Genomic DNA, 15,464 nt, shown 5'->3' on the forward strand with positions numbered 1-15,464 from the left:
AGCGAGGAACGAGCGAAGAATCTCCCATAGTTTAGGAGATTCTTCGGCTTCGCAGGCTGCGCCTCAGAATGACGTAGTAAAAAGATGTCTTTGCCTTTCTGTAAATGCCAAATTTTAAAATCTCGAAGTGACAAGGATAACTTCAAGACAGTAAGAATTCATTAATCCATGGATAGCTGATTGCTTTTTTTGCTGTCATTTTGCTGCCGATAGGATGAGCCCCTGGTTCAATGATTACTGCTATTGGAACGGATAGCCCCTCTACTTTTAGGAGAGGGGTTGAGGTGAGGTAAAGAGTAATGTCCGGCTTCTGGATAAGCAGGATAGCCGTAAAAAATTGTATTTTATGAAGGGGTCTTTGTTTTCTTAGAAAAATACAATGGTTTCTTGGATTTTGTCGTTTTAACGGAGTATCTACGGGGAGTGTATACCGTATCCATAGGGGAAGTATAGGGGAAATACGGCTTTAATGTGAGGTTTTGGGCATTTTTAATTGTATTTTATTGAAATAAATATGAATATTTTAATTTTTAAGATTTGAATCGTAAGACATTTGCATCAGTTAAAAATTCTGATTGGTCATATTAGGGTCTAAAATTAATAAGTTTTTCGTTTGTTTTTCCTCTTCTGTATTTTCTGGTTTGGATTTGAATTTAATAGGTTTTTGAAAAATACCCTGAATAAGGGATTTTATAAGAAGAGGAGAATGGGTAGGTTTGGGCATTAAATGAACATTACAAAAAAAGTAAATGAATAGTAGATGGTTTTTAAGTATATTATCTGTCAATACAGAACAATAAAAATGTATTTCATGCGCAAAATGAGCAAACGATATACTTAATTGTTGTATTGGTTATCAAAATAAGGTTTTTAGTTTCTTCAGTTATGTGTTAACATTGCGGTCGGATAAACAACAGGATTTGATTGGACTCCTGTTTGTTTTTAAACGTTAACCATAGCCACAATTTTTTGGTGCGTAACCTACGCCCAAGAATAATCCCAAACAACGACAGCTAAGTCACCTCCTGCCAGTATGCTATGACTATAAAATACTTTCAGGATGGGACTGAAAGGGCGAAGCTCTGTAGAATTTTGAATGAAAAATGAGGAATTGGGAGTTTCGTGAGTCAGGGTGTCTTGTTGTGTTGGAGATTTGAATTTTTTGAACCACGAATTTCACAAATTCTTCTGGTTTTTAATGATGTAAAAAGTTTTGAAGTCATTAGCATAATTAAAGCATCAAGAGGAAAAAGAATTAGGCGCGAAGCTTGCGAATTGTCACGAAGGTATGCTGACGTTAGGAATTCCAAGATGAACTTGTACAACAAATGAGCTTTAAGTTCAATAATCAACAGTCCAGCGCTTCAAGCACAGGTGAAATGAGGGATAATTAGTAGATCTTCCTTTACCGCATAGACACATGAGATCACATAGAACAGCTGCGCGAGTAGGTTTTTTTGAACCACTAATTACACGCCTGTCTACTGCCAGGCAGGAATTTCACAAATTCTTCTGGTTTTTAATGAGGTAAAAAGTTTTGAAGTCATTAGCTTAATTGAAGCATCAAGAGGAAAAAGAATTAGGCGCAAGGCTTCCGAATTTTCACGAATTCCAAGATGAACTTGAAAAAGATATGAGCTTTAATTTCAATAATCAACAGTCCAGCGCTGTAAGCGCAGTACAATAGAAACCGACAATTATAAGCGACTTTTCCTCAGAAAACCCGTAACTTGAAATAAATCCCAATACTAAACATGTTTCATTTGAAACAAGTATATTGGTGTAAAACGAAAACCTGAAAAATATTTGATATAGAAAACAAGGCCAAAATACTTGAAGATTTATTGAAATTGACGCCATTGGAGAAGGCCAGTATTATTGATGTACTTTTGAAAAGTCTTGTTGAGCCTGATGTTGCGATATGTAGACTTTGGGCGGAGGAAGTAGAAAGCCGGATTGATGGTTTTGAAAGTGGGGAGATAAAAAGTATACCCTTGGATGAGTTTTTTGAAAGAAATTAATTTAAAGAAGCATTTTAATTATTAAACATACTTTTTAAATTAAACCATTAAAGCCAAGATTAAATAACAAAACCAGTCCTGTGAAGTGAATAATTTAAATTTAAACAGCAAATTGTCCGGTTTTTCTTCGGTTCTATTTTGGGATGTGGACCGAAAATCTCTTGATATTATTCAATCAAAAAAGTTGATCATTGAACGTGTTTTGGAATATGGTCTTATGGAAGATTGGAAATTGCTTCGGAAGATTTATGGATTGGATGAAATTAAGAATGTTGCCCAGAATATAAGGTCAATTGATGATGTTACTTTATCGTTTTTGTGTCATTTTTTTGACTTGAAGAAAACTGATTTTAGATGTTATACGAGAAAGCAGTCAATTCCGAGCTTTTGGGGATTTTGAAGGGACTCATGAGCCAGCAATTATTTAATGAATTTACCTTAGTAGGTGGTACTTCTTTGGCATTACAGATTGGTCATAGGAATTCAATAGATATAGATTTGTTTGGCGATTGCGAATTAAATGAGTTGGAGATAACTACCTTTTTGGATAAACTTGGACGGGTTAAAATACTTAAAAAAAGCAGAAATATTCTAATTTATAGTGTAAATGGGATAAAGGTTGATTTTGAAAATTACCCATATCCCTTATTAAAATCTCCAATTTTAGAAGGTAAAATTCGGTTGGCATCGAAGGAGGATATTGGTGCAATGAAGTTAAATGCAATTGCAGGAAGAGGAAGCAAAAAAGATTTTATAGATCTATTTTTTCTGCTAAAAGAATTTCCTTTAAAGAAATTGATGGAATATTTCAGGTTGAAATATCCTGACGGGTCAGACTTTTTAGTAATGAAAAGTCTGACATTTTTTGATGATGCTGAATCGGATGATATGCCTTATATGTTAAAGGATATTTCTTGGGAAACCGTTAAGTCAGAAATATTAAAAAAGGTAAAAGATTTGTATTAAAAGTATGCCTTCTTTCCATGGCTTGTATCTTGAGACAGAGATTCCTAACTGAACATATTTTGTTCAAAAAGTTCAAAAGTTCACTTGAACATAAACACTGAACAATTGAACACGGAACCTACTTTGTTCAATCCGCCACGGCGGACAAGTCGTTCATAGTTTTACGAATCTTATAAAGTACACTTGAACCCTTAACTCCTTTCACCTTTAACCTCGTCTCTTCATATTTCTGACAACCAGACAACTCGACAACAGGCAAGATTCCAACTTTTGCCTTTTACTCCCGAAATTCTTCGGGACAAGTTTTTGCCTTGTTTAAATCAACAAGATGCCATGCATAGAGAAAAATACCTTAAATCAACTTATGGCAAGAGATATTTGAAGAACAGATTGAAAAACTTCCTATTAGAATAGTATTTCACAGGGTAGCCGAGGGTTTCGAGAGGGGTGGGAATAAGGAATTTATTAATTTTCTTTACATTGCAAAAGGCTCAAATGGCGAAGTAAGGTCTCAAGGTTACAGGGACTTTGATGCAGATTTTATCAATCAAGAAGAACTTAATGAAATTTTAAAAATGACCGAATCAATTAAGTTTAAAATAAATGGATTGATTTTCAGGTTAAAAAACAGTGATGGAAAAGGTTACAAGAACTATAAAAAGTAATGGTTAGTAATAAAACCCATATTAGACATTTAACCCTTAACAATTAACGCTTAACTCTTAACGATTAACACTTAACGATTAACACTCACCACTCATCACTCAAAAGATGCTCATAAAAAAACTCAAACTTTTCCTACTCCCCATTCTCCTTCTGCTCTTGAACCTCGCCAGCTGCGTGCCCAACAAACGCATCATCTACATGCAGGAAAGGGATGCCGCAGAGAGCCCGCTCAAGTACGCCTCGGAAATGATGCCTTATGATGTAGAGGAGTACAAACTCCAGTACAATGATATTGTGGACATCAGTATCCGTACATCAAGCAAGGAACTGAATGAGCTTTTTTCCCTTTTTGATTCAGACAATGTCAGAGGGAATATGATGATGCAGGGAGCCATATCTGGTGGAGATGCTTTCTTCATGACCGGTTTTAACCTGGATGAAAGGGGAATGGTAGAGTTACCCTTGCTGGGAGAAGTGCAGCTCTCAGGTCTCACCCTTCAGGAAGCCAAACTTCTTATAGAAGGACGCATGACTGAGTTTGTAAATAGAGAAGACATGTTTGTGAGGGTCAGGTTGGGAGGTATCCGCTATTCTGCCTTAGGTGAATTTCGCCGTCCAGGGAAGCATAATATCCTTCAAAACAGGGTGACCATTTACGAAGCCATCGCCCACGCGGGAGACCTGACAGAAGTGGCCAGAAGAGATGACCTGGTCCTGGTAAGACAATATCCCGGAGGTACCCGCATGTACCGAATCGACCTGAACAATAAAAACATCCTGACTTCAGAATATTTCTTTATCCAACCCAACGACATGCTCTATGCAGAACCGATGAAAATCAGGGAACTGGGAACAGGTGTCAATTTCGTCCAGACTTTTTCCCTGGCTGTCACCACTTTATCCGCAGTCCTATTGGTGCTGAACATTATCAATTAATTCCATGAATCCAAATACGCCATATAATTCCCCCCAGCAGCCCTTTCAGGATGAAGATGACCTGCACCAGATCAAGGACATCGTCCGGCGCTACCTGCGCAACTGGTACTGGGTAGGATTATCGCTCTTCGTTTTTATACTGGGAGCATTTTTGATCAATAGATACAGCCCAAAAGTGTACCGTTCCACTTCCCAGTTTTTTGTCAAGGAGGAGGATTCTGGGATGAACCTTTTCGATCAGCGCTTATTTGGTTATAACTCCGAACTGGATATGACCAATCAGATGATCATTCTCCGTTCGAGGCCTATCGCGGAACTGGCATTGAAGAAACTCGATTTTCAGGTGGAATACCTTTATGAAGGGTATGTCAGCAAAGCTGAATTGTATCCTACCGCTCCAATTTTAGCAGAAGTGGACTGGAAACACCCACAGTTGGTCAATGGTGAAATTGAAGTCAGATGGACAGATAAAAACAGTTTTAACATTGCTTTTCCAGATGAGGAATATGGCCTAACCCAATCCAACAATTCCGATATTACCAAAATTAATCGGCCTGTTCAGGAAAAATCACAGCATGCATTCGGAGAATGGGTAGAGACACCATATATGCGTATCAAGGTGTCACTGACATCGGGAGAAAATGAGGGCAAGATTCTGGTGAAACTCAGAGACAAGCAAAGCCTGATCAACCAATACGCAGGGGCAGTTGGCATAGCCCCTGTAGAAAAATTATCTTCCATCCTGCAGCTTTCCATCGATTCCAATCTTCCTAATAAAGGTATGGATTACCTGAATGCTTTGATGGAAGCGTATATGGAAAATGAACTGAACCAAAAGAACCGAACTTCCAGCAATACCATCAATTTTATAGACGAACAATTGGCAGGGCTATCAGATACCCTTTCCTTTATAGAAGATAGGTTAGAAGGTTTTAGATCTGAAAACCGTATTTATAATATCAGTTCACAGGGTACCAATGTATTTGATCGATTAGCAGAACTGGACAGGGAACTGGCACAGGAGAAGCTGAAAAGAGAATATTACCGCAACCTACAGAATTACCTGGTCAAGGAAGATTACAATGAGATCATAGTGCCATCCGGTTTGGGTATCGATGATCCTATCCTGAACAACCTGATCAAGAATTTGCTGGAACTTCAAAACCAAAAGGCTTCCCTGATGACCACGCAGAAGGAAGCTTCTCCGGCAGTACGTGAAGTGAACCGTAAGCTGCAGGACCTGAACAATTCCGTCCGGGAACTTCTGGTCAATGTGGATGAAAACGCAGCCTTCTTGATCAGGGACCTGGAGAGAAGGATTTCGGCTATAGATTTAGAATTCAGTAGGCTGCCGGCCAAAGAACAGAACTTGTTGCGTATCCAAAGAGAGTTTACTTTCAGTGAGGGGATTTACAATTTCCTTGCCCAGAAGCGGGCAGAAGCGGCCATCACCAAGGCCTCCAATACCCCCAACAATAAGATTATCGAATATGCCAGGCCTTTGCCTGATCCCATTAGTCCTCGTCCTATGCGGAATTATGCCCTTGCCCTTTCTCTGGGTTTGCTGATTCCATTACTGTTTGTGTTAGCAAAGGTGTATTTGAGTGATAAGGTCAAGGATGTCAAGGAGCTGGAGAAAAAGGCACAGGTGCCGATCTTGGCTTCGGTAGCATTCCGTAAGCTGTACAATGAGTTGGTGGTCTTTATGGATAAAAATTCCGGGATTACGGAAGCTTTTCGTTCCCTGCGGGCCAATATGAACTTTGTGCTGCCCAAAGACCAACCTTCAGTGATTTTGGTGAGTTCCAATACCTCAGGGGAGGGGAAGACCTTTTGTTCCATCAATCTGGCTTCGGTGTATTCCTTGGCAGGAAAGAAGACCTTGATTATCGGTACGGACTTGCGTAAACCCAAAATCGCCAAGGAATTTGGCTTAAGCAATGACAAGGGCTTGTCCAATTACCTGAGTGGGCAGCAGGATGACTGGAAGCAATTGATCAAGGGTACAGCATATGAGCATTTGGATATACTGCTTTCCGGGCCCATTCCTCCCAATCCGGCAGAATTAATTGGGAATGGCAAGATGTCCAAATTAATGGAAGAACTAAGGGGGGCTTATGATATCATTATCCTGGACACGCCACCGATCGGGATGGTTTCAGAGACCTTGGAAATGTTCCCCTTGGCCGATGCGGTGTTCTTTGTGGTGCGCTATAACTATACCCTAAAATCCGGTATCGACCACATCAATCACCTCAAGACAGCTCAAAAACTCCAAAACTCCTATATTATTTTCAATGCCGTGGATGAGAAGGAGATGCAGTACAATTATGGGTATGGTTACGGGTATGGTTATTATGGGGAAGAGGAAAGTAAAGGAGTGTTGGCGAGTATAAGGAAAAAATGGTTCGGGTAAGGGGTTTGAAATGTAGAATGAAGAATTATTAATGAAGAGTGGAACCATTAAGGAGTTAAGGTCTTTAAGGATTTCATTAAGAGCTAATTTTTAAGAGCCAAGAGGACGGAACGTTAAGAAATGATCCCTTTGGATCATTTTAGTGACGGGCCAGGATGTAGGGTAGGAAAAAGAGCCAAGATGGGTTGGTAATGTAGAGTGAAGAATTAAGATTCAAGAATGGTTAATTTACAAAAAAGGTTAACTAGTGTCAAAGGCCTCACTTTGTCACCTCGATCCCGACAGCTGTACGGGAGAGAGGTCTATGAATGAAGAATTGTTGTATGTACCTGGTTGGGTTGCTAGTGTCAAAAGCTTATCCTTGTCACCTTGACGAAGGAGAGGTCTATTAAGAATACAGAGAAAACCATTAAGGAGTTAAGGGATTCATTAAGGAGAGACAAAGATCCAACTTGAAATAAAGCAATAGCCATGAAAGGGCATGATAACTGAGGAAAAGTTGTAGCCTATTCCGAAAATTTACAAAATTTCATCTAACCTACTGGGATTGGAAGGCACGGATAATTGGGAGAAGTTGAAGTTTAATAAGAAAAAAACGATCCGTAATCCTTCTTTAAATCTTGATTATTACAAAACCAACCTTAATTGAATCAAATTCCGATTAAATCCCATTAATTTTTTGAAGATGCTTAAGACCAAAGCCAAAGAAATCAAATCCAAAATGCTTAGCAGCAGGCTCTTGAAGGATTCATTTTGGTCCTTGCTGGGGAGTGTGGTTGGTAGGGGATTGGCTTTGGTAGCAGGTATAGTAGTGGCCAGGTTTCTTGGGAAGGACTTGTTTGGAGAGTATGGAATGATCAGAAACACCATCCTGACGATTGGTATTTTTTCAACCTTCGGATTGGGATATACAGCGACCAAATATGTGGCGGAATATAAAAATAGACAGCAGGAACTGATCCCCATTTTCAATCGCTATGCCATTCGGATCACTTTGATTTTTTCGGGATTTATGGCGGTGTTGTTGTTTGCTTTTGCAGATTATTTGGCCTCGGGTATTTTGGAAGCAGCTCATTTGGCCATGCCGCTGAGGATTTTATCTGCGCTAATCATTTTTAACGGATTGACTACCACACAAACAGGTATTATCGCTGGGCTAGGGGATTTTAAAGAGCTGGCAAAAATCAACGCTTATGTAGGGGGAATAACTTTTTTTTTCAGCGTTGCATTAACCTATTACTTCTCTTTGGAAGGCGCACTCATGGCGCTTTTGCTTGCCCAGGTCATCAACTGGGGGATGAATTATCAACTTGTTAGAAAAAAAACAAGAGCCTTTAACGAGGAAAAGGTTCAGTTAGATAAAAGGTTCTACAAAGAAATTCTTCAGTTTTCAAGCCCTATAGCTCTTAGAGAAGGTATTTATTCGATGTCCTCTTGGTTAATCAGTCTTTCTATTATCTCTTTCACAAACTATGGTGAGTTAGGACTATATTCTGCAGCAACTCAATGGAATGCAATAGTTTTATTTATTCCTGGTATTTTAAATAATGTTGTTTTATCCCATTTATCTTTTAATTCAAAAGAATTGAATAAATTTAATTCAATAGTTAATCGAATAATTTTTGTAAATTTCACAAGTACTTTTACTATAATAATTTTTGTACTTATTTTTTCAAGGTTTATTGAGAATACATATGGGAAATCCTTTGAGGGACTAAGTGTCTTAATTTCAATATCAGTATTTTGTTCATTATTTATTAGCATAAGTGGGGTTTTGGTTCAATCTTTTATTTCAATGGGCAAAAACTGGCTAATGTTATATTTATCTATTTTTAGGGAATTTGGAATTCTTTTTTTAGGAATTTTATTAATCTATTTTGAAACTTTTGATGGGGCGAAGGCAATTATAGTTTCTAGTTTGATGTTTAATTTTTTATATTTTTTAACAACTTATATCATTTACAAATTGCTAATAAAAAATAAAAAAGATTTACATATTAGTTTTAAAAAGGGAAGCCTTTCAATTGATTCCCAATCTTAAATATTTGAAGTTATTTATATTAGGTTTAATTCATTTAATTAAAGATGAAATAAGTTTTTTTGGATAAATGATTTTATTTTCAGTAAAATAGATTTTGTTTTTAATGATCACATTAAGTAAATATTTAAGTATTTTAACAGCACTAATAACCTTAAACCAGGCTTTTATACTTACCCCTGCCATTCCTCAGCCTATTTACTACTCCATTTTCGCTGGCTTTATTGTTGTTTTTATTTTTAATGTAAAAGGTATAAAAATCAATCCCTTGATGCTTTTGTTCTTACTTATTGCAGGATTTAGCATTTTGGCCAATGATATTCCGGGGTATATACAAGCCCCGTTTCGTTTGCTCAGTTTTATCTTGATTGTATCTCTGATAGGCCCTTTTTTTCAGTCTCCCTCTTTGAATTTTTTCAAAGCTAAGACCTTTCAGATTTCCAATCAGTTGTTGCTGTTGTTGGGGGCATTGACATTTTTCGTATATATTCTTCCTTTAGAAATCCCTCAAGGTAGGGGTGGATTTACTGGATTTATGGTACACTCTATGACCTTAGGGCCTTTTTTAGGGGTAGCCATTATTTTTGCGTTAAATAAATTATATGATTTTCATATATTTAAATTCTCCAAGATCAAAAAACACCTTTTAATTGTGGCGATTGTACTGATATTTATTAGTCTCTTGCTTGCCAGTTCCAGGTCAGCTATTTTGGCGACATTAGGTGGATCTTCCTTTTTCTTTTTTAAATATTATCAGTATCGATTGGGGCGCTTGTTCCTTTTGTATACATTAATTCCTTTAGGGGTTATTTTCAGTTTTCCACTTTGGGAAGGTTATACCGATGGGATACAAAAGAAGATTGAGTATAGCGAAAGAAATGAGGATATATATGCAACCCGTAGATCCAATTGGGACATGCGATTGGCCGAGTTCCAATCCAGTCCCATTATTGGGATAGGCTTTGCTAATATGACAGGCCATGTGAACGTAGAGACAGGGACTTCAGAACCGGGGTCTTCTTGGTTCGCGGTTTTGGCGCAGACCGGGGTTTTGGGAGCTGGGGTGGTGATCCTGCTCTTTTTGGGAAATTTATGGATGTTGATCAGGGACAAGGAAAATAGATTGATGGCAGCTACCTTGGGTGGCTTGTTGGTGCTGTTTATTTTGCATATGATGGCTGAGGGTTATTTATTGGCCTCAGGAAGTTACCTCTTTTTTTACCTATGGTTATTACTCGGGAATATCCAGTTGTTTAAGACCTATAAAAATTTCAGAATCATTTAAGGATTTTAAAATGCATTTTATTTTTTGGCAAAAGAACCTGAGCATTCACCAATCCGCTTTCTTAAGGGAATTAGCCATTCATGAACAGGTGACCTTGGTGGTAAAGGAGGAATTCAACCCGGCAAGAAGATCACAAGGTTGGCACAGACCGGATTTTGGTCTTTCAAGGATCATGGTTGGCCCCAGTGATCAAGAAATACAAAATCTTATTACAAATGATAGCGAAGCCATCCATGTCTTTTCGGGCTTTTTTGGAGTGTCTATGATAGCTTTCGCATATAAACAGGTGTTTGTCTTAAGGTATACTGCCTTTTTTTTTCTTGAGCCTTTTGATGTAAAAGGTATAAAAGGGAAACTACGGTATTTGAAGTACAGTAATTTTATCAGAAAGCATCGTTCCAAGATCAAAGGACTTTTGGTAACCGGGGAAAAGGCCAAGAAACTTTATCAAAAATGTGGGATGCCTGCCAACAAAGTTTTTTCTTGGGGATATTTTACTGAGGTTTTTGGGGAAAAAGCAGTTGAAAGAAATAATTTAAAAGTATGTCAGATTTTGTACGTAGGAACTATAAATAGAAATAAAAATATAATTCCATTAGTGAAGTTGGTAAAAGGTTTAAATAATTTTTTCGGTAAGTTTTTAATAATTGGTGGAGGTCCATTGAAAGAAGAGTTGAAGGAGTTAATAAAAGACGAAAATAAAATTGAATATTTTGGAAATGTTTCAAATCAATTGGTTAAGAAATACCTATGTGAAGTAGACCTTCTAATTTTACCTAGTAAATATGACGGATGGGGGGCAGTGGTGAATGAAGCCCTTCAGGCGGGAACGCCGGTCATTGCCAGTGAAAATTGTGGGGCTGAGTCTTTATTGGATGGAGAAATCAGAGGGGAAGTGTTTTCTTTTTCCGGGAAAAACAATCTGGAGGTGGTATTGAAAAAATGGTTGGGGAAGGGGAAAGTGAGTATTGAACATCGGAAAGCCATACAGGAATGGAGTCAAAAGAATATATCTGGGGAGGCTGCGGCAGGATATTTTGTGGAAATTGTGGAATATCTGGAGGGGAGGCGTGTAGAGCGGCCTGTGGCGCCGTGGATACTGAATGGATAGAACACGGGTTGTTCGCAGGCTCACGGAAATTGACCACTGATAAACACTGATTAAAAGGATAAACGCAGATTCGAGATGTGAAAAATCCCTGCCCGTTCCGTTCAGGCGGGCGCGATCATCTGCTAAATCCGCGTTAATCCCTGCCTGCTGACCGCAGGAAGGCAGGTGCGTTCTATAAAAAAACTGAGCGAAGTCGAAGTATCCGCGATCCATAGAAGGCGTAATACTGATGCTAAAGATAAGTTCCGTGTTTTTAAAATCTTCCTAATAAAGCTTTCGGAAATTAATTTTGAACTGCAACCTGAAATAGTTTAATTTGTTAAGAAAGGAAGTAGGCAATGGCAAACAAAAGAGAAATCACGATACATAACCTGAAAAGTAAGCAATACAGGGAAGTTTTTACTGATGGAGCCAGTCTTGGAATAACCCCAAGTGGTTATTTTCATTTGAATTTCTTTGCCCAGAGGAATGCTATTCCCAAAGGAATGGTTTTTGACGTGAATGATAAGGGAGAGTTGGGTGAGATGAAATCCCTTACTTCTAATTCCAAAACAGGAATAATAAGGGAACATGAAATTGGATTGTATCTTGATCTCAAGACCTGCGAAAGTCTTAGGGAATTGTTGGATCAAAAAATAGAGGAATATAAAAAAATAATTAATAAGAAGTGATGGAAGAGTTAACGGCAATAGCATATACGAAGTTAACTTTGGATAAAAGTTATACCGCTTCTATTAAACAGGACGACAAGTATTCCTTTACCTCGATCATTCTTTTTATGCCAATTGAGTATTCAAAGGAAGAAAAAGTGGAGGATTTGGACTTGACGCAACATGCCATGAGGCTTTCTTCGACAGCTTTGCATGAAGATTGGGAAAATGAAGAGGATGCTTATTGGGAATCTTTTTTGGATAGATGAATTTAAAACAAGGAGACATAGTACTTGTGCCGTTTCCTTTTACTGATGGCCAACATTCTAAAGTACGTCCGGCCATAGTGATTTCATCTGATCGTGTCAATCAAACCCAGGATGTAATTCTTGCTCAGGTGTCTTCTAATATAAGGAATGATGGCTTTTCTTTTTCCCTAGACAGAGAAATGCTGGATTCTCCTTTGGCAAGGGAAAGTGAAGTAAGAATTCATAAAGTTTTTGTGATAGAAAGAAGATTAGTTAAAAAAGTGATTGCTCGGCTTAAGCAAGACCATTGTTTAAAATTGATTCAGCAAATTAAAGGCCTATTTGATTATTAAAAGCCAAAAGCCATTTTATCTTATTCAAACAAAAGCGCATGAAAATCCTGCATACCATTTCCGGTCTTGATGTCTATTCCGGTGGGCCATCGCTCAGCACTTGGACGCTGTTGAATGGTCTGAGAGATTCCGGTGTGGAGGCTGAGATTTTGACCTATGCATCCAAAAAGGGAAAGGATCAAATGATCGGGAATGCTGATTTTGTCCATGCACTTGCGGTGTCCAGAATTCCTAGATTGAATTATTCTCCTGCCCTAAAGACCTTCCTGAAAAGCAGCAATTACGCGCTTTACCATGGGCATGGTTTATGGGAGTATCCTAGCCATGCCATTGCCAGCCATGCCCGAAAAACAAAGAAACCTTATCTGATCAGTCCCAGAGGCATGTTATACCCGGAGGCTTTACAGATCTCTTCGCTTTTTAAGAAAGTTGCCATGCCTTTGTATCAGCGAAGGGACCTGGAAATGGCTACGGTGCTGCATGCCACCTGCCAACAGGAGATGCTGTATATCCGGGAAATGGGTTTTCAAAACCCCATAGCCGTTATTCCCAATCCTATAGAAATTAACATCCCCAAAAGCCTTGCCCAAGCTGAAAAAACCAAGAAACAGGTAGGGTTTATAGGCCGTTTTGCCCCCATCAAAAACCTGGAAATGCTTCTGCAGGCTTGGGCTGAAACCGGTGCCAAGCAACCGGATTGGGAATTGGTCCTGATTGGAGATGGGGATGCAGTTTACAGAAATGAATTGACTCAGTTGGCAAAGAATTTAGGAATACAGAACATCCGTTTTACGGGCTTTTTGAGGGGAGAAGAAAAAGAAAAAGCATTACAGGCTTTGGATTACCTGGCATTGCCAAGCAAGTCGGAGAACTTTGGCATGGTAGTTCCTGAGGCCTTATTGCGGGAGATTCCTGTCATTGCCTCCAAAGGCACCCCTTGGGAAGACTTGCTAAGCCATCAGGCTGGTTGGTGGGTGGACAATAATTTACCATCTTTGGTCAAGGCCTTAAAAAGCGCTATGGAGCTTTCAGAAGAAGGCCGTCAGGTGATGGGAGCAAATGGAAGAAAGTTGGTGGAAGAAAAATACAGCATGGAAAGTGTAGCGGAGCAAATGGTAGCTTTGTACTGTTGGATTTTAAAAGAGGGAGAAAAACCTGATTTTGTTTATGTCTAGGGTAGATTTGTCCACTTATCAGAATAAATTAGGCCGGAAAAATCAATTGGCCCGTTTTTTTTGGAATCTGGTATGGGCTGTATTTGCTAGACCATTACCAAGAAGTATTGGGAATTCCTGGAAATTGTTTTTGCTCAGACTTTTTGGGGCAAAGGTGCATTCAAAAGCAGTGGTTTATTCCTCCGTACATGTCTATATGCCCTGGAACCTGGAAATGAAAGCGTTTTCTTGTCTCTCTCCCGAGGTGGATTGTTACAATGTGGACAAAATTACCATTGGAGCACATGCCACGGTTTCCCAAAAAACCTATCTGTGCGCCGCCTCACACGATATTTCAAAGCCAAACCATCCTTTGGTTACCGCTCCCATTACTATCCAAGATCAGGCCTGGGTTGGTGCTTCAGCGTATATCGGTATGGGAGTTACTATTGGGCAAGGAGCTGTAGTTGGGGCTACTGCATCGGTATATAAAGACGTAGCTCCTTGGACAGTAGTAGGAGGCAATCCGGCAAAATTTATTAAGAAAAGAGAAATTAAAGACTAGTCCTTGGAAGATATAACCGTAATCATACTGACCTATAACGAGTCTAAGCATATTCAGCGCTGCATAGAAAGCGTGCAGAATATTGCCAAGGAAATCTTTGTGGTCGATAGTTATTCTCAGGATAAAACGGTTCAGTTGGCCGAAAGCTTAGGGGCCAAGGTAGTACAGCATCCCTTTGATAACCAAGCAAAGCAGTTCAATTGGGCTTTAGAAAATTTGCCTATCCAAACTGCTTGGGTTTTGCGTTTGGATGCGGATGAATATATCACACCTGAACTTGCACAGGAAATGCTGTTGAAAGTTCCCCAATTATCAGAGGAAATAACAGGGGTAATCTTGCCCTTTAGAAGGGTCTTTTTGGGCAGGGAAATAAAAAGAGGAACGGGAGGGATCAAGATGTTGCGTCTGTTCAGGTACCGGAAGGCGGTTTGCGAACAGCGTTGGATGGATGAGCATATACAATTGCTAGAGGGAATGTCGGTGGAGTTTGACCATGACTTCGCTGACGATAACCTGAACAACCTGAGTTGGTGGACACAGAAACACGTGGCTTATGCCCATCGGGAAGCCATAGATTTATTGGATATGGAATTGGGGCTTTTGAATAATTCCGCACATCAGGATATATCCCAATTGAGCGAACAGGCCGCTGCCAAGCGCCGGAAGAAACTGAAATATGCCCGGCAACCGCTTTTTTGGAGGGCTTTTGCTTATTTTCTCTACAGATATATTTTCAAACTTGGATTTCTGGAAGGGAAGGAAGGCTTTCTTTGGCACTTCCTTCAGGGTTGGTGGTACCGCACCCTGGTAGATGCCAAGGTCTGGGAAATCAAAAGGGCTTGTGGTAGCGATGTTGAAAAGATCAGGGCGTATATTAAGGAGGAGTATAAGATAGAGTTGTAGAACAGATCGGCCCTTCAGGCCTCTGGCTAGATGATTACCCTATGATGATCCCAGACTTCCGCAAGCTACAGTCTGGGATGTCACAGGTCAGCCTTTCAGGCTCGGGAACGCTTTCGTAGAGATAACAGATTCCTCAAGTTAAAAAACTTAAG

Annotated in this window: 15 protein-coding genes; all 15 read left to right on the forward strand. The window is 39.3% G+C overall.

The genetic code is table 11. The features are described from left to right. Positions 1-1,844 precede the first annotated feature (1,844 nt). Positions 1,845-2,021, forward strand: a complete 177-nt coding sequence (locus tag ACFFIP_RS14510) for an addiction module protein (protein WP_382388413.1) — start codon at positions 1,845-1,847, stop codon at positions 2,019-2,021. Between the two features lie 85 nt (positions 2,022-2,106). After that, positions 2,107-2,421 (forward strand): DUF6922 domain-containing protein, encoded by a 315-nt coding sequence (locus tag ACFFIP_RS14515; protein ID WP_382388414.1) that lies wholly within the window; start codon positions 2,107-2,109, stop codon positions 2,419-2,421. Then, a complete protein-coding gene (locus tag ACFFIP_RS14520; RefSeq protein WP_382388415.1) occupies positions 2,376-2,987 on the forward strand; it encodes a nucleotidyl transferase AbiEii/AbiGii toxin family protein in 612 nt (203 codons plus the stop codon). Before ACFFIP_RS14515 ends, ACFFIP_RS14520 begins: the two co-directional genes overlap by 46 nt. Positions 2,988-3,451: 464 nt before the next feature. After that, the gene (locus tag ACFFIP_RS14525; protein ID WP_382388514.1) at positions 3,452-3,652 is read left to right on the forward strand and encodes a four helix bundle protein; all 201 of its coding nucleotides are present in this window, start codon (positions 3,452-3,454) and stop codon (positions 3,650-3,652) included. A 199-nt stretch (positions 3,653-3,851) separates the two neighbouring features. Beyond that, positions 3,852-4,589, forward strand: a complete 738-nt coding sequence (locus tag ACFFIP_RS14530) for a polysaccharide biosynthesis/export family protein (protein ID WP_382388515.1) — start codon at positions 3,852-3,854, stop codon at positions 4,587-4,589. A 4-nt stretch (positions 4,590-4,593) separates the two neighbouring features. Further along, entirely contained in the window at positions 4,594-7,005 is a 2,412-nt protein-coding gene (locus ACFFIP_RS14535; RefSeq protein ID WP_382388416.1) for a GumC family protein, read from the forward strand. 685 nt (positions 7,006-7,690) lie between these two features. Then, entirely contained in the window at positions 7,691-9,046 is a 1,356-nt protein-coding gene (locus tag ACFFIP_RS14540; RefSeq protein WP_382388417.1) for an oligosaccharide flippase family protein, read from the forward strand. Between the two features lie 103 nt (positions 9,047-9,149). Then, positions 9,150-10,328: an O-antigen ligase family protein gene (locus tag ACFFIP_RS14545; protein ID WP_382388418.1), complete on the forward strand. Its 1,179-nt coding sequence runs from the start codon at positions 9,150-9,152 to the stop codon at positions 10,326-10,328. 10 nt (positions 10,329-10,338) lie between these two features. Beyond that, complete coding sequence (locus ACFFIP_RS14550; protein WP_382388419.1) at positions 10,339-11,439, forward strand: glycosyltransferase family 4 protein; 1,101 nt, start codon at positions 10,339-10,341, stop codon at positions 11,437-11,439. Between the two features lie 338 nt (positions 11,440-11,777). Further along, complete coding sequence (locus ACFFIP_RS14555; protein ID WP_382388420.1) at positions 11,778-12,110, forward strand: hypothetical protein; 333 nt, start codon at positions 11,778-11,780, stop codon at positions 12,108-12,110. Next, positions 12,110-12,358, forward strand: a complete 249-nt coding sequence (locus ACFFIP_RS14560; protein ID WP_382388421.1) for a hypothetical protein — start codon at positions 12,110-12,112, stop codon at positions 12,356-12,358. The genes ACFFIP_RS14555 and ACFFIP_RS14560 overlap by 1 nt, the downstream gene beginning before the upstream one ends. Further along, on the forward strand, positions 12,355-12,690 hold the full coding sequence (locus ACFFIP_RS14565) for a type II toxin-antitoxin system PemK/MazF family toxin (protein WP_382388422.1): 336 nt from the start codon (positions 12,355-12,357) through the stop codon (positions 12,688-12,690). The genes ACFFIP_RS14560 and ACFFIP_RS14565 overlap by 4 nt, the downstream gene beginning before the upstream one ends. Positions 12,691-12,728: 38 nt before the next feature. Next, positions 12,729-13,865: a glycosyltransferase gene (locus ACFFIP_RS14570; protein ID WP_382388423.1), complete on the forward strand. Its 1,137-nt coding sequence runs from the start codon at positions 12,729-12,731 to the stop codon at positions 13,863-13,865. Next, entirely contained in the window at positions 13,858-14,409 is a 552-nt protein-coding gene (locus tag ACFFIP_RS14575) for an LbetaH domain-containing protein (RefSeq protein ID WP_382388424.1), read from the forward strand. Before ACFFIP_RS14570 ends, ACFFIP_RS14575 begins: the two co-directional genes overlap by 8 nt. A 3-nt stretch (positions 14,410-14,412) precedes the next feature. Continuing rightward, complete coding sequence (locus ACFFIP_RS14580; RefSeq protein ID WP_382388425.1) at positions 14,413-15,312, forward strand: glycosyltransferase family 2 protein; 900 nt, start codon at positions 14,413-14,415, stop codon at positions 15,310-15,312. The last annotated feature ends 152 nt before the right edge of the window (positions 15,313-15,464 follow it).

Origin of the sequence: Fontibacter flavus, from assembly GCF_042432905.1 — a bacterium.
GTDB classification, from domain to species: domain Bacteria; phylum Bacteroidota; class Bacteroidia; order Cytophagales; family Cyclobacteriaceae; genus Fontibacter; species Fontibacter flavus.

Bases quoted from the DNA above. Each gene is read 5' to 3' on its own strand.
- ACFFIP_RS14520 (WP_382388415.1), top strand. From the start codon at position 2,376: ATGTTATACGAGAAAGCAGTCAATTCCGAGCTTTTGGGGATTTTGAAG.
- ACFFIP_RS14530 (WP_382388515.1), top strand. From the start codon at position 3,852: ATGCAGGAAAGGGATGCCGCAGAGAGCCCGCTCAAGTACGCCTCGGAA.
- ACFFIP_RS14535 (WP_382388416.1), top strand. From the start codon at position 4,594: ATGAATCCAAATACGCCATATAATTCCCCCCAGCAGCCCTTTCAGGAT.
- ACFFIP_RS14540 (WP_382388417.1), top strand. From the start codon at position 7,691: ATGCTTAAGACCAAAGCCAAAGAAATCAAATCCAAAATGCTTAGCAGC.
- ACFFIP_RS14545 (WP_382388418.1), top strand. From the start codon at position 9,150: ATGATCACATTAAGTAAATATTTAAGTATTTTAACAGCACTAATAACC.
- ACFFIP_RS14550 (WP_382388419.1), top strand. From the start codon at position 10,339: ATGCATTTTATTTTTTGGCAAAAGAACCTGAGCATTCACCAATCCGCT.
- ACFFIP_RS14555 (WP_382388420.1), top strand. From the start codon at position 11,778: ATGGCAAACAAAAGAGAAATCACGATACATAACCTGAAAAGTAAGCAA.
- ACFFIP_RS14560 (WP_382388421.1), top strand. From the start codon at position 12,110: ATGGAAGAGTTAACGGCAATAGCATATACGAAGTTAACTTTGGATAAA.
- ACFFIP_RS14565 (WP_382388422.1), top strand. From the start codon at position 12,355: ATGAATTTAAAACAAGGAGACATAGTACTTGTGCCGTTTCCTTTTACT.
- ACFFIP_RS14570 (WP_382388423.1), top strand. From the start codon at position 12,729: ATGAAAATCCTGCATACCATTTCCGGTCTTGATGTCTATTCCGGTGGG.
- ACFFIP_RS14575 (WP_382388424.1), top strand. From the start codon at position 13,858: ATGTCTAGGGTAGATTTGTCCACTTATCAGAATAAATTAGGCCGGAAA.